At 47.6% G+C, this 13,520-nt stretch carries 15 protein-coding genes; 4 read left to right on the top strand and 11 right to left on the bottom strand.

Annotation, left to right across the window (positions count from 1 at the left end; all coding sequences use genetic code 11):
• Positions 1–66: 66 nt before the first annotated feature.
• The 4 genes from H7708_RS11395 to H7708_RS11410 are packed head-to-tail and all read right to left on the bottom strand — an operon-like array spanning position 67 to position 3,560.
• A complete protein-coding gene (locus H7708_RS11395) occupies positions 67–642 on the bottom strand; it encodes a PqiC family protein (protein ID WP_223670911.1) in 576 nt (191 codons plus the stop codon).
• On the bottom strand, positions 639–1,613 hold the full coding sequence (locus H7708_RS11400) for an MlaD family protein (RefSeq protein WP_223670912.1): 975 nt from the start codon (positions 1,611–1,613) through the stop codon (positions 639–641). Before H7708_RS11400 ends, H7708_RS11395 begins: the two co-directional genes overlap by 4 nt.
• A gap of 25 nt (positions 1,614–1,638) precedes the next feature.
• Positions 1,639–2,442 carry an ABC transporter ATP-binding protein gene (locus H7708_RS11405; RefSeq protein WP_223670913.1) on the bottom strand — a complete coding sequence of 268 codons (804 nt, stop codon included), beginning with the start codon at positions 2,440–2,442 and terminating at the stop codon, positions 1,639–1,641.
• Positions 2,442–3,560: an ABC transporter permease gene (locus H7708_RS11410; RefSeq protein WP_223670914.1), complete on the bottom strand. Its 1,119-nt coding sequence runs from the start codon at positions 3,558–3,560 to the stop codon at positions 2,442–2,444. The genes H7708_RS11405 and H7708_RS11410 overlap by 1 nt, the downstream gene beginning before the upstream one ends.
• A 212-nt stretch (positions 3,561–3,772) precedes the next feature.
• Here H7708_RS11410 and H7708_RS11415 point away from each other — a divergent pair, with 212 nt between their 5' ends.
• The 3 genes from H7708_RS11415 to dxs are packed head-to-tail and all read left to right on the top strand — an operon-like array spanning position 3,773 to position 6,780.
• A complete protein-coding gene (locus H7708_RS11415; protein WP_223670915.1) occupies positions 3,773–4,006 on the top strand; it encodes an exodeoxyribonuclease VII small subunit in 234 nt (77 codons plus the stop codon).
• A gap of 11 nt (positions 4,007–4,017) precedes the next feature.
• Complete coding sequence (gene ispA / locus H7708_RS11420) at positions 4,018–4,908, top strand: (2E,6E)-farnesyl diphosphate synthase (RefSeq protein ID WP_223670916.1); 891 nt, start codon at positions 4,018–4,020, stop codon at positions 4,906–4,908.
• Positions 4,909–4,941: 33 nt separating this feature from the next.
• Complete coding sequence (gene dxs, locus H7708_RS11425) at positions 4,942–6,780, top strand: 1-deoxy-D-xylulose-5-phosphate synthase (RefSeq protein WP_223670917.1); 1,839 nt, start codon at positions 4,942–4,944, stop codon at positions 6,778–6,780.
• 214 nt (positions 6,781–6,994) lie between these two features.
• Here dxs and H7708_RS11430 read toward each other — a convergent pair whose 3' ends face one another.
• From H7708_RS11430 to ribH, 5 genes are read right to left on the bottom strand one after another with little or no spacing between them, the layout of a single operon-like run.
• On the bottom strand, positions 6,995–7,723 hold the full coding sequence (locus H7708_RS11430) for a hypothetical protein (protein ID WP_223670918.1): 729 nt from the start codon (positions 7,721–7,723) through the stop codon (positions 6,995–6,997).
• A gap of 45 nt (positions 7,724–7,768) precedes the next feature.
• Positions 7,769–8,257: a phosphatidylglycerophosphatase A family protein gene (locus H7708_RS11435; protein ID WP_223670969.1), complete on the bottom strand. Its 489-nt coding sequence runs from the start codon at positions 8,255–8,257 to the stop codon at positions 7,769–7,771.
• A gap of 14 nt (positions 8,258–8,271) precedes the next feature.
• Positions 8,272–9,264 carry a thiamine-phosphate kinase gene (gene thiL / locus H7708_RS11440; protein WP_223670919.1) on the bottom strand — a complete coding sequence of 331 codons (993 nt, stop codon included), beginning with the start codon at positions 9,262–9,264 and terminating at the stop codon, positions 8,272–8,274.
• 11 nt (positions 9,265–9,275) lie between these two features.
• On the bottom strand, positions 9,276–9,704 hold the full coding sequence (gene nusB / locus H7708_RS11445) for a transcription antitermination factor NusB (RefSeq protein ID WP_223670920.1): 429 nt from the start codon (positions 9,702–9,704) through the stop codon (positions 9,276–9,278).
• Positions 9,705–9,725: 21 nt separating this feature from the next.
• Positions 9,726–10,202, bottom strand: a complete 477-nt coding sequence (gene ribH / locus H7708_RS11450; RefSeq protein ID WP_223670921.1) for a 6,7-dimethyl-8-ribityllumazine synthase — start codon at positions 10,200–10,202, stop codon at positions 9,726–9,728.
• A gap of 242 nt (positions 10,203–10,444) precedes the next feature.
• On the opposite strand from ribH, the gene H7708_RS11455 reads away from it, so the two are divergent.
• Positions 10,445–11,734: an SPFH domain-containing protein gene (locus H7708_RS11455; RefSeq protein WP_223670922.1), complete on the top strand. Its 1,290-nt coding sequence runs from the start codon at positions 10,445–10,447 to the stop codon at positions 11,732–11,734.
• A gap of 52 nt (positions 11,735–11,786) precedes the next feature.
• On the opposite strand, the gene ribBA is transcribed toward H7708_RS11455, so the two are convergent.
• A complete protein-coding gene (gene ribBA, locus H7708_RS11460; RefSeq protein WP_223670923.1) occupies positions 11,787–12,905 on the bottom strand; it encodes a bifunctional 3,4-dihydroxy-2-butanone-4-phosphate synthase/GTP cyclohydrolase II in 1,119 nt (372 codons plus the stop codon).
• Positions 12,906–12,915: 10 nt separating this feature from the next.
• A complete protein-coding gene (locus H7708_RS11465) occupies positions 12,916–13,518 on the bottom strand; it encodes a riboflavin synthase (RefSeq protein ID WP_223670924.1) in 603 nt (200 codons plus the stop codon).
• Positions 13,519–13,520 lie beyond the last annotated feature (2 nt).

Here is a 13,520-nt window from a genome sequence, read left to right on the forward strand (position 1 = left end):
AAAGCAGGCTATTGCGACAGCTTTTCCAGCAAATATGGTGCTATCGTAAGAAAAAATCAGCGATGATCAGAGTTCATTAATGTTCTGGACCATTTTCCTGCCAAGCTGCGCCAACAGGCGGCGCTCAGCGCTCACCGCAGCATCGTAAGTTGCAGTGTCGAAACTTTCGGTTAAGACAAAAGAGCGAACGCTCGAATGACCATTTTCATCTTCGAAGGTCACCGTCGCATGCAAATAAGCCGATAAATCACTGAAGCTAGCATCAAAGCGCTTAATATCAACGGCTAACGCCACATCCACCTGATCCGACTTACGCCACGGATACTCAAAAACATCTGCGGTACTCAGTTGCGTTGACAGTTCGTATTGCAGCGCCGCAATTATCTGCCCACGTAAGTCCGAGGCCCAGCGCTCGAATTCGGCAAACTGCATTTTGCTGCCTTCGGTACGGAGCGCGATCTGCGGCTTCTGCAGATAGTCCGCGATGGTCACGGGCCCCAGGCCAACCCGTAACTCGTTATTATAACTCTCAGGAGGCAGCGGGTTTTGCAACAGATAAAAATTGGCATTGGGTGAACGCGTTGAACAACCAGCCAGGACCGACAGTACAATAACAAAACTTAACAGCGACCTGATATTCATTGTTTATCCTTTCCATAAATTAACGCTTCAGGGTGACGCTCAATATAATCGGTTAAGACTCGAATCGAATGCGCCGCCTTAGAAAGTTCCTGTAGAGTTTGACTTAACTGATACTGCAACTCGGATTCAGAACCGTAGGAGTGGTCGATCGATTGCACTAACTGTTGGGTGTCAGTAAGCACAGCCTCCAGACCTTCAAAACTCGACTGAATGCTCTTGACCATGGCCGGAACCTGTTGATTGACCTGTTTCGCCAATACCTCGTACTCATCCATGGTTTGCTTAAACTCCATGGCAACCGGCTTGATCTCACGATTAAACGTTTCCGCCACCCGACCATACTCTTCAATCGTTTGATTTAGATTATTCAAACTAGCCTGCAGATCGGTTTCGGTGATCAGCTGATTAGCGTTTTTCAGCAACTCATTCATATTACTGGCAATGTCAGCCAGAGGAAGCTTCGATACTTCATCGGCAAACGCGCTCAATGCACTGGGAGCCGTGGGCAACTCAGGAGTGCCTTTGATAATGTTCCTTTTTCTTACTTCAACATCTGGCCGGAACTCAAGGGCGATACGCATTTTTCCCGTAACCAGACTCTGAGTTTCCAGAGTCCCCTTTAAACCTTTTTCAATAATGCGGCTGGTCACTTCACGAATATCATCACTGCGCTGTCCGTTTAACCCCTTGAAACTATCCGGATAAATGTCCACATAAACCGGAGTATAAATATCCAGGCTCTCACTGTCCGTCACCACCTCGATCTTTTTCACAACACCCACTTTGACCCCTTTAAATACCACCGGGGCTCCTTCATCGAGGCCAGCCAGCGAGCCATCAAAAAACATCACAAAGCGTTCGGCCGAATCGTTGAAACTTCCTTTGGCAAAGAACATGACGGCGCCAATGAATAACACAATAGCGCCGAGTACAAAGCCGCCAATGGCAGTGGATTGCGATTTATTGCTCATAATACAAAAACGTTCCTATTCATGTTCATGCCTCTCCTCGAGTCAGAAAGCGTCTGACCGTATCATGTTCTGAATGGTTAACCAGCTCTTTCGGATCACCGGTAGTCAACATAGTTTTACTGTCAGCGTCTAAAAAGACCGAGTTATTGCCAATGGTAAAAATGCTGGCTAATTCATGGGTCACCACGACCACGGTACAACCCAGATTATCACGCAGTTGCAAGATTAAATCATCTAACAACCTCGCACTGATAGGATCGAGTCCCGCCGAAGGCTCATCCAAAAAAAGCATATCCGGATCCAGCGCTAAAGCGCGCGCCAAACCGGCACGCTTGCGCATACCCCCACTGATTTCAGAAGGGTAATAATCTTCAAAACCATTCAGCCCCACGAGAGCCAGCTTTAAAGAAGCCAGGTGCCGTATATCCTGCTCCGACAGATCCGTATACTCGCCTAATGGCAGTGCAATATTCTCGGCCAGAGTCATCGAGCTCCACAGAGCGCCGCTTTGATACAGCACACCGCAACGCTGCATGAGCTTTTGGCGTTGCTTTTCTGCGGTCTGCCAGAAATCAATAAAGCTTTCATTACCACCATGAGTCTCGCCCCCGCCGTTACGGAACAACACCTTACCGGCGGCGGGTTCCTTGAGGCCAATAAAGTGCTTTAGCAAGGTACTTTTGCCACAACCACTGCCGCCCATGATGATGAAAATGTCATGCTGATTGATATCAAACGTCAGCTCACGTTGCACCACGAAATCACCATAAGCCATGGTAAGGTTATCGGCGCGAATAATTGGAAGATAAGCAGACGCAGAAGACATCATTAAATCCCCAGAAGGCTGGTTACAATGGCAAATAAACCATCAATGACAATAATAAACACCACTCCAGCCACCACCGCCGAAGTTGCCGCATCCCCCACCGCCGAAGCACTGCGTCCCGACATGATACCATTCATGCAACCTGTAATGGCGATAACGATGCCAAAGATAAATGCCTTAATCAGCCCCAGACTGATATCGATCATATCCACCGCATTCAGGGTCTGATTCCAGTACTCAGTAAAACTCAGTCCCATGGCACCAATACTAATGGCAGCACCGCCCAAAATACCCAACACGTCAGCATACAAGCTCAGCAATGGCATCATGATAACTAGAGCCAGTATTCGCGGTAGCACCAGAAAATCCATGGGTGAAATTCCCAAGGTTTTAAAGGCATCAATCTCTTCGTTGACCTGCATGGTGCCAATGCGGGCAGCAAAAGCAGCACCGGTGCGACCCGCCATGATAATGCCAGTCATCATGCAGCCCATTTCCCTGACCATGGCAATACTAACCAGATCGGCGACGTAAATTTCAGCACCAAACTGTCGCAGTTGAACCGCACCGACAAAAGCCAGAATGATCCCCACCAGAACACTAATCAAGGTCACAATCGGCAGTGCCTCAGGCCCGGTATCGGACAGGATCTCTCTCAGATCCCGGCCTCGAAAACGAGCTTTTCCTCGGAATAAGCGCAAAACGCTTTTAACGCTTTCGCCAAGGAAGAAGAAAAAATTGAGTGCCTCACGGTAATCGGTAATGGCTTTATCACCAATATTGGACAGTAACGAAGACTTAGCTTTCTGTTTATTTGTTCCCTGACGCTCGGGCACCTTCCCCGCCAACGCCACCAGTTGCATCACACCCTCCGGGAACGCACCCAACTCCAACGTAGCTCCCTGTTGTGACGCCAGCTGTTTGAGACGCAATAGCAGCGAAATCAGCGCACTGTCCCATTGTTCAACTGCGGCTCCCGTTACCTTATGAAACGCCATCTGCTGATAAGCTTGTATGATCTGATCGGACGTTTCCAGCTCTTGATGAATCGTCCAGTCGCCAGCCAGCAACAGCTCTCTAGCCCCCTGGTGCTCGGTGATTTCAAATCGCTCGCCATTCATCGATTAACAATAAATCCTTGTATACTTAGCATGCCAGGCCATAAGTCTTTGTTTCTATTGCCTGAGGTTTGTTTATAGTAGCCGACGCATGCGGTAGTAGCAACAATTGCCGTTAGCTCCATAGTTGTCTTCTGTCAGTATTACCGGGTCTCTTTCCTTTTGCGCCACAATATAGGACAATAGCCTCCTAAATGCAGCTCCAACGACACTCTATGCCAGCGAAGAAATCTTCCACCACAAATTTCGAAACACAGCTAGAAGAACTGGAATCCATTGTTGCTCAACTGGAAACTGGCGAATTGCCGCTGGAAGAATCTCTGAAGGTATTCGAAAAAGGGGTTAAACTGTCACGTCAATGCCAGCAGCTTCTATCCGAAGCCGAACAGAAAGTGACTATCCTGATGGAAAACCAAGAGCAGAATTTTACAGCCCCCGAAGACAACTAACTACACCATTCATGACCATCGAACAGCACTTGCAGCAGTGGCAGGGCCAAGTCTCTGAGCTATTACAGCAACGCTTGCCTGCCGCCGACTCATCACCTCATACCTTACATCAGGCCATGCGCTATGGTGCACTAAACGGTGGCAAACGCATTCGCCCGATTTTGGTCTTCGCAACTGGCCAGGCGCTGGGAGCGGATGACGTTGATCTGAGTTATCCGGCCATGGCTGTTGAGCTCATCCACTGTTATTCACTGGTCCACGACGATCTGCCGGCAATGGATGATGATGATTTGCGTCGTGGTAAACCCACCTGTCATATCCAGTTCAACGAAGCGACAGCAATACTGGCGGGTGATGCACTGCATACCCAGGCCTTCGAAGAGCTATCTGGCGCAGAATTCAGTCATCGCGCAACACCCCAGCAGCTGGAAATGATTCAGGTGCTGGCCAGAGCCAGCGGCTCGCTGGGAATGGGCGGCGGACAGGCCATCGATCTCGAGTCAACACAGAAGATGATTGATCTGGATACGCTGGAAAACATGCACCGCATGAAAACCGGGGCTTTAATAAAAGCCAGTGTCTTACTTGGCGCCTTATGCGCCGGTCCATTAAAGCCAGATGAGCGGCAAGCATTAGAAAGCTATGCCGACGCTATCGGCCTTGCTTTTCAGGTCAAAGATGACATCCTGGACATTGAATCCGACACACAAACCCTGGGCAAGCCACAAGGTTCAGACCTCGAAAAAGACAAAAACACCTATCCAGCTCTGCTGGGAATCGAAGGCTCGCGGCAAAAACTCGACGATTTATTACAATTAGCGCTACAAGCCTTGGCGAAGTTACCCTACAATACGCAGTTATTAGCCAATTTGGCTCAATTTATTGTCCATCGAAACGCGTAGCCAATATATTAATTTTGAGACTGTTTTAGACCTATGAGCACTGATCTTTATCCACTATTGACGCAAATCAACTCGCCAATCGACCTGAGAGAGCTTGATAAAGGCCAGCTGGGCGATGTGGCTGATGAGCTACGTCAATACCTGATTAACACGATCAGTCAGTGTGGGGGCCACTTCGCCGCCGGTCTGGGTACGGTCGAATTAACCGTTGCCCTACACTATATGTTCAACACTCCGGATGACCGCATCGTTTGGGATGTTGGTCACCAGGCTTATCCACACAAAGTATTAACCGGGCGCCGGGAACAGCTGCATACTATCCGCCAAACCGATGGTTTACATCCCTTCCCTGTTCGTACCGAATCAGAATACGATACCTTTGCCGTGGGTCATTCCAGTACGTCGATCAGCGCAGCCCTCGGGATGGCGTTAGCGGCAAAACAGCGTGGTGAAGACCGCCAGTGTGTTGCCGTTATTGGTGATGGCGCGCTCACCGGCGGCATGGCTTTTGAAGCCATGAACCACGCCGCAGATACCGATGCCAATCTACTGGTTATTCTGAACGACAATGAAATGTCGATTTCAGAAAATGTCGGCGGTATGAACCGTTATCTGGCGAAACTGTTGGCGGGCCGTTTTTACCAGCGTGTACGCGAAACCGGTAAAAAAGCATTGCACGGTATCAAGCCTCTATCCGAGTTTGTCAGCCGCGCCGAAGAGCACATGAAAGGCATGGTGTTACCGGGTACTTTATTCGAAGAACTCGGCTTTAACTACAATGGCCCGATTGATGGACATGACTTACCAACCTTGCTCAATACCTTAAACAACATTAAAGAGCTTAAAGGTCCGCAGTTCCTGCACGTGGTCACGCGTAAAGGTAAAGGTTATGAACCGGCCGAAAACGATCCGATCGCTTATCACGGCGTTCCGATTTTCGATCCAAAAACCAGCGAGTTACCCAAAGGTGTAAAACCGAAAACCTATTCCAATATTTTCGGTGAGTTCTTGTGCGACATTGCCAAAAAAGACGAACGTGTGGTTGGTATCACCCCTGCCATGCGCGAAGGGTCAGACCTGATTCGCTTTTCCAAAGAATTCCCAGATCGTTATTACGACGTCGGCATCGCCGAACAACACGCCGTTACTGTCTCAGCAGGTTTAGCCTGCGAAGGTTTAAAGCCGGTCTGCGCGATTTACTCGACCTTTTTACAGCGCGGTTACGATCAGCTGATCCACGATGTGGCGCTGCAAAACTTAGACGTATTATTTGCGATTGATCGTGGCGGGTTAGTCGGCGGCGATGGCGCAACCCATAATGGTGCCTTCGATTTAAGCTACCTGCGCTGCATTCCGAATATGGTAGTGATGGCGCCGAGCGACGAAAACGAATGTCGCCAATGTTTATACACGGGTTATTTATACGAAGGGCCTGTCGCCGTGCGTTATCCGCGTGGCATGGGAACCGGCGTCGAAGCCGAAAAAACCTTTACCCCATTTGAAATCGGTAAGGGTGAAATTAAAAGAAAAGGTGAAAAAGTTGCGATTTTAGCCTTCGGCTCCATGGTAAAAACCGCCCTCGAAGCCGCCGAACAAATCAACGCCACCGTCGCCGATATGCGCTTCGTTAAACCACTCGACGAAGCATTAATCAAAGAACTGGCCGCAACCCACGACCAATTTATCACCATCGAAGAAAACGCCGTTATGGGCGGCGCCGGCTCAGCCATCAACGAATTTATCCTCAACAACGGCCTCAGCATCAAAGTCAAAAACCTCGGCCTACCCGACCGCTTTGTTGAACACGGCGACACCAAAGATTTGCTAAAAAGAATAAACTTAACCGCAGAAGATATTGTAAAAAGTTTATAATTTTTTGCTTCCTTCGTAGGGTGCGTCATGACGCACCGTTCCCTCTTGGTTCTTTGATGGGTTACGCTTCGCTAGCCCATCCTATTTAGCTGTGACCAAAGGAAACACCTTTAGGTAATTTGGAATCTTGCCGTAGGTTGGGATGAGCCTACGAGCCCCAACACAAAAACAAATATGTTGGGCTTCATTCTTCAGCCGAACCTACATTTACTTTCTACTCACCATAAAAAAGACCAACTATTATCGAACCCAAAACTCCTAAAAGCAAAGCCCAAGCAGAAGATATAAGAATTGAAAGTATCGGATATCTTTTTATCCAGTCAGCTATAACATAAAAGCGTTCTTTCGTAATCTTTCTTAATTCAGATTTTGCAATTGTCAGTGTTTCAGAGGATACTCTTTCCTTGCGCATACGCTCACAGCATTCATCACAAATAATTGGTAAATGGCAAGAATAAACAATATCCTCTTTAACACCATTCATATCGAAAATACAACCACGTGTATCGTCATGAGTGAAGTTAGTTATTTGATCTGATGTTGGGATTCTATTTTGGTTACGCAAATAAACCAATGAGTATGAATATAAAAGTCTTTTGACTACATTCTCTAAAGGAATATCTTCGAACTTAAGATACCTGCTTATCTCAAAAAACGTAAATATAACAACATTATTATCTAATCTTCGTGTGTAATAATTCTCTTGAAGAGGAACGGCAGTCAATATCACCAATATATCAACGTCTTCCTTTTTTGGAGTTTGACTTGCAAGTAATCCATCACTGTAAGCCCACATTTCGAGATCTGAATCCACCCTTAAATCATAAGAATGGAGAGCTGAAGTTACCTCAAAGATATTGGACTTAGCTCTTTGTAATGATTTTTTGTCAAAATCTCTAGGCAATATCCCTAAAGAGCATACCTCAATTTTTACTTTATTCATTCCCTCCCCCTACTGTTACATAATTTCGGTGCGTTTCAACGCACCCTACAAATATACTCTACCAATCTGTAACAATAGTAAAGCAAACCCACCCGCCAATAAATCATCCACCATTATGCCAAAACCGCCATGAACTTTTCTGTCTAGCCATTTAATCGGCCAGGGTTTTAGGATGTCGAAGAAGCGGAAGAGGATAAATCCTGCTAACGCCCATGGCCATGAAACTGGGATGGCAATCATGGTGACGAGGTAGCCGCAGATTTCGTCCCAGACGATGCCGGGGTGATCGTGGACGCCGAGTTTTTTGGCGCTGTAGTGGCACAGGCCGATACCGACGACGGAGAGTACAAGAGTAGCGAGCAGGTAGTAAGGTAATGGTAAAAAGGACAGTCCATACCAGACTGGAATCGCGACAAGGGTTCCCCAGGTTCCAGGGGCTTTCGGCATCAATCCTGAACCAAAACCAAATGACAGAAAGTGCAGTGGATTAGTCAGTACTGACTTTTTAAGTGATGATTGAGTCGGTTGCGTCATAGCGTTATTGGTTATTAATTGAAATGTTGCCAACTGGTGCGGGTTGCTTCGAACGGCGCTCCGTCGAATTCAACAGTGAGCCCTTCTTTAGTTATTCGCCCAATTCGAGTGGCGTTCACATCATAGCGCTCAGCCAGATTTAACACTTTATTACGGTACTGATTGTTAGTGGTGAAACAGAGCTGATAATCATCACCACCATTCAGGGCAAACTGACGAGCTTGCTCAAGCCCCACTACTTCGACCAATGCTGCAGACACGGGTAAAAACTCTGCATCGACAACTGCTCCACATTGGCTCTGCTGCAAGATATGCCCCAGATCGGCCATCAGGCCATCGGAAATATCCAAGCCACATTGTGCAAACTTGGTTAACTTACGCGCGAACTTAAGCGGTAACTGCGGCGTGGTCAGGGCCTGCCATAGCATTTGCTCTGCATCAGTAAGCTCTTGCTTACCCGGTAAAGCTTTATCAGCCAGTTGCAGCGCCGCTGCCGCTTCACCAAGATAACCAGTGACCCAGATATCATCGCCGACCTGTGCCTTATTGCGTTGCAGCAGGCGTCCATTCTTTACCGTACCGGAAGCCGTGATATTAATGGTCAGCGGTCCCTGCGTAGTATCGCCGCCGACTAATGGAATCTTGAATAACTTACTTGCCTCTTTCAGCCCCTGACTAAAACCTGCTAGCCAGTCCTCACTAACCTCTGGCAGGGTGATCGATAAGGTGAAGGCTAAAGGCTTGGCTCCCATCGCCACTAAATCACTGACATTGGCTGCTAAAGCTTTGTAGGCGATAAGCTCGGGCTGCAACTCGGAAAAGAAATGAACACCATCAACCAGCGTATCGGTTGAGGTGACTAACTGATAGTTATTCGGAATATCGAAAATAGCACAGTCATCGCCAATTCCTTTGACTACTACCGGCCTGTTACTGTTGTTAGCCGAACTTGAGCTAAAGTCGTAATGAAAATTAAAGTAACGCTCTATCAGATCAAACTCGGCCATAATAACGGTAATTATTCGTGCGGACGCAGTGCTTTGCTGATCTTGTCCAGGACACCGTTAATAAACTTATGACCATCGGTCGCACCGAACGTTTTGGCCAGTTCAATACCTTCGTTAATCACCACGCGGCGTGGAATATCAATTCTGTTTTTTAGCTCAAACGCTGACAAACGAATGATCGCACGTTCTACCGGGTCAATGTCTTCCATCTCACGATCGACCGCAGGCGACAAAACTTCATCGATTTCATCCAGGTCAGTTAACACACCGTGAAATAACTCTTGAAAGTAAACCGTGTCCACCTTCTTGCTGTTCATGGTTGCCATATATTGTGCTTCAATTTCATTTAAAGCATTACCCGTCATTTGCCACTGATAAATCGCCTGCATCGCATATTCGCGTGCTTTTCGACGTGCTGCGGGTTTAAAGTTGTGTTCCATAATAAACGCTCTTATTCTCAGTTAGCCAATCAATTTACGGGTTAAGTTAATCATTTCAATTGCCGTCGCTGCAGCTTCACCACCCTTGTTCATTTTCCTCGGGTTGGCACGCTCTTCCGCCTGCTCTTCAGAATTCACCGTTAAAATGCCAAAAATTACCGGCAAGTTATGCTTGATAGAGACATCCATCAATCCTCGGCTCGATTCGGCGCAGACGTAATCAAAGTGCGGCGTATCGCCACGAATAACCACACCGATCGCTATCACCGCATCGTATTCACCGTTGATGGCCACCTGTTGTGTGGCATACGGTAATTCATAGGCTCCGGCAACATCAAAGCGCGTGATTTTTTCAGCAGGAACCTCCAGCTCGGCAAACTTCTGCTCGACGCCCTCGATCATCATATCAATAATCGGCTGGTTGAATCGCGCATGGACAATAGCAATCTTGCCGCCCTGATACTTAGTCTTTGAAAAATCTAATGTAAAGTCACTCATAAAGCTGCTAACTACTGGAAATATGGCGTATTGTAATATGAAAGTGCTACTTTGAGTATGATTATCTCAAATAATCCTTTATATTACGGCCTGTTCTCGTCTTTTTTAAGGCCTGAGGGACATAAATAAAAAATTTTTATTAGAAAAATAACGTAGGGAACTACCATGAAACTACCAAAACCTAATTTTCCTTATCCTCTTTATTCAAAAACAGCAAGCTGTTTATCGGGGCCATCGTCGCCGTGGCACTTTATGTTGTCTTACGTAACTCCATATTTTACGCGGAACCTGGCTATGTCTATCATGTCCGCACCATTACTGGCAGCGAATATGCGGTCAGCGATGTGGGCTACCAGTTTTTCCTGTTTGGTCGTTGGAACTCTTGGAAGCGTGCCATGACAGTACAGGCGGTAAAAGGCGGTCATGAGAATAACGTCAGTGCCGAAAACGAATCATCTCAAGGTGGTAGTGCCAGCCTTGCACCGATGAACATCGTGTTCCTGGATCAGGTAGATGCCAATGCGCAGGCCACCGTTCGTTTCTCGATCCCAACGGATCAGGCCGGCTTTCTGAAACTGGCGCATGAATACCGTACTCCGGAAAACTTTTTGCGTACCGCTCTGATTCCAGCCTTTAAGGAAACGCTACAGGCAACAGCGTCTTTAATGAGTGCTGAAAATTATTACTCTGGAGGCCGCACCGAGTTTAATACGGAATTTGAAAACCAGATGGGACTGGGAATTTATATCGTTCGCCGCGAAGAAAAGCGTGAGCTGATTAAAAAAAGTCAGAGGGGTTCTGCCAATGTAACCCTTGGTAAAGATCAGCAGCAATATGGTGACGAAGTCAAAATCTCATTCGTGGTTGAAAAGCGTCTAGATGAAAATGGCTTACCAATGCGCAAAGAACAGAAATTCACAGGCTTTGGTGTCCAGGTGGTTGATGCCCGTGTCACGGATATGCGTCCGAATACTCGCTTTGTTGAACGCATGCAATTGAAACAGAAAGCATCTGCCGATCGTGCTATAGCGCGCGAACAACGTATTCAGGAAGAAGAGCAACGCCTTCTGGCTATTGCTCGAGGTGAGCGTGAAGTGGCGGAGCGTCAAGCTCAGGCCAAAGTTAGTCAGATCCAAAAGACTACCGATGCGGAAACTGAAAAGCAGCTGGCCTTAACCGAAGCGCAGAAATTAAAAGAGCAAGCTGAAATCCAGAAACAAACCGCCGAGATCAACCTGGAAAAAGCGCGCATCGAAGCCGAGACTCGCCGCACCCTGGCAGATGCCGAAGCTTACCAGAAAGAAGTTATCTTAAAAGCAGATAATGCTCTGGCACAAAAGCTCGAGGCTGAAATTGAAATCCAGAAACTTTGGGCCGATGCCTTCGCAAAACGCCAGGTTCCAACCAATGTATTCGGCGGTAGCGGTGGCAGTACGCCAACAGGCTCAGACTCTGAAACTAAGGCCTTTATGCAAATGCTGACTCTGGACGCTGCCAAGCGACTGAGTTACGACCGCGACATAAAAAAATAACTTAGCTACAAAAAATCCCGCCGCGGCGGGATTTTTTATGGATAACAACGGATTACTTATTCGGCGTAATGTGCTCGACGATTTCGAGGCCGTAACCACCCAGTGCCGTATATTGAGTACCGGAGCTTAACAAACGCATTTTTCGCACGCCCAGGTTGACCAGAATCTGCGAACCGATACCCACAGTACGCTTCTTCTTACGTTGTTGTTCCTGAGTGAGCGATTCACCATGGTCTTCACGCTCAAACTGACGAATACGATCCAGCATTTCATCGCCAGATTCTTTCTTACCCAACAAGACTAAAACGCCTTCACCTTCTTCGGCGATTTTTTCAATCGATTGACTGACAGTCCAGCTTTTGCTTTTACCGCGCTGCGACTCCAGTAAGTCAGAAAGGCTATCCGTTAAGTGAACACGCACTAACGTCGACACATCGTTTGTCGGGTTGCCCTTCACCAGGGCAAAATGAATTTGCTCGTCGATGGTATCTTTAAAGGTATGCAAACGGAAATCACCGTGTTCCGTAGGCCAGTGGCACTCACTGATCTTTTGAACCATCTGCTCTTTTTCCGTGCGGTATTCTATGAGGTCCGCAATGGTGCCCATCTTAAGGCCGTGCTCCTGCGCAAAGACTTCAAGGTCTGGGCGACGTGCCATGGTTCCGTCTTCATTCAAAATCTCGACAATCACCGCCGAAGGATCAAAGCCCGCCAATCGCGCTAAATCGCAGCTCGCTTCGGTATGCCCGGCACGGTTTAACACCCCGCCCTCTTGCGCCATAATCGGGAAAATATGTCCCGGCTGCACAATATCTTCCGGCTTGGCGTCTGGTGCCACGGCGGCCTGTACCGTACGCGCTCGATCTGCTGCCGAAATACCCGTCGTAACCCCAGTCGCCGCCTCGATGGATACGGTAAAATTGGTACTGAATTTCGCGCCATTATTGGCTGACATCAGCGGTAGATTGATCTGCTCACAACGTTCGCGTGTCATTGGCAAGCAAATCAAACCACGACCATAACGTGCCATAAAGTTAATATCTTCAGGGCGAACCTGGCTCGCCGCCATGATCAAGTCGCCTTCATTTTCACGGTCTTCATCGTCCATCAAAATAACCATTTTACCCTGACGGATGTCTTCGATGATTTCTTCAATACTATTTAATTTCATAACGTTCGGCCTATTCGGCTTTATCTGCGTGCATTAAGCGCTCAAGGTAGCGCGCGATAAGATCGATCTCTAAATTTACCTGGGTTCCAGCCCGGTAGCTGTCGGCAACCGTTTCCTGCAACGTATGTGGAACTAAGTTAAGGCTGAACTGATCTTTTTCAAGGTCATTCACCGTTAAACTGGTACCATCAACGGTAATCGAGCCTTTGATGGCGATGTATTTTAACACCTCTTGCGGTGCTTTAATTTTGTATTGGATGGAGCGCGCCGCTTCTTCGATAGACACCACTTCACCAATCGCATCAACATGTCCACTGACCATATGCCCACCGAAACGAGTCGTCGGTAACATGGCTTTTTCAAAATTTACCGGCTGTTGTGGCTGATAATTTTTAAAACAGGTGACGTCGATGGTTTCAACCGACACATCCGCAGCAAAGCCTTGCTCAAATTTTTCGATCACGGTTAAGCACACGCCATTGCAAGCAATACTGTCGCCTAACTCAACGTCGCCCAACTCCAATTTTCCCGTATTAAAAACATAGCGAGCATCGCCGCCCTTCGCTTCGATCGACTCGATATAACCAGTCGCCTCAATAATTCCAGTAAACACAG

This window comes from Kangiella shandongensis, assembly GCF_020005365.1.
Taxonomy (GTDB): domain Bacteria; phylum Pseudomonadota; class Gammaproteobacteria; order Enterobacterales; family Kangiellaceae; genus Kangiella; species Kangiella shandongensis.

Excerpts from the sequence above, each read along its gene's own strand:
- ispA (WP_223670916.1), top strand. The coding sequence starts at position 4,018 with ATGACCATCGAACAGCACTTGCAGCAGTGGCAGGGCCAAGTCTCTGAG.
- ribH (WP_223670921.1), bottom strand. The coding sequence starts at position 10,202 with ATGAGTGACTTTACATTAGATTTTTCAAAGACTAAGTATCAGGGCGGC.
- H7708_RS11400 (WP_223670912.1), bottom strand. The coding sequence starts at position 1,613 with ATGAGCAATAAATCGCAATCCACTGCCATTGGCGGCTTTGTACTCGGC.
- nusB (WP_223670920.1), bottom strand. The coding sequence starts at position 9,704 with ATGGAACACAACTTTAAACCCGCAGCACGTCGAAAAGCACGCGAATAT.
- H7708_RS11395 (WP_223670911.1), bottom strand. The coding sequence starts at position 642 with ATGAATATCAGGTCGCTGTTAAGTTTTGTTATTGTACTGTCGGTCCTG.
- H7708_RS11405 (WP_223670913.1), bottom strand. The coding sequence starts at position 2,442 with ATGATGTCTTCTGCGTCTGCTTATCTTCCAATTATTCGCGCCGATAAC.
- H7708_RS11410 (WP_223670914.1), bottom strand. The coding sequence starts at position 3,560 with ATGAATGGCGAGCGATTTGAAATCACCGAGCACCAGGGGGCTAGAGAG.
- thiL (WP_223670919.1), bottom strand. The coding sequence starts at position 9,264 with ATGGCCGAGTTTGATCTGATAGAGCGTTACTTTAATTTTCATTACGAC.
- H7708_RS11435 (WP_223670969.1), bottom strand. The coding sequence starts at position 8,257 with ATGACGCAACCGACTCAATCATCACTTAAAAAGTCAGTACTGACTAAT.
- H7708_RS11430 (WP_223670918.1), bottom strand. The coding sequence starts at position 7,723 with ATGAATAAAGTAAAAATTGAGGTATGCTCTTTAGGGATATTGCCTAGA.
- H7708_RS11415 (WP_223670915.1), top strand. The coding sequence starts at position 3,773 with ATGCCAGCGAAGAAATCTTCCACCACAAATTTCGAAACACAGCTAGAA.
- dxs (WP_223670917.1), top strand. The coding sequence starts at position 4,942 with ATGAGCACTGATCTTTATCCACTATTGACGCAAATCAACTCGCCAATC.
- ribBA (WP_223670923.1), bottom strand. The coding sequence starts at position 12,905 with ATGAAATTAAATAGTATTGAAGAAATCATCGAAGACATCCGTCAGGGT.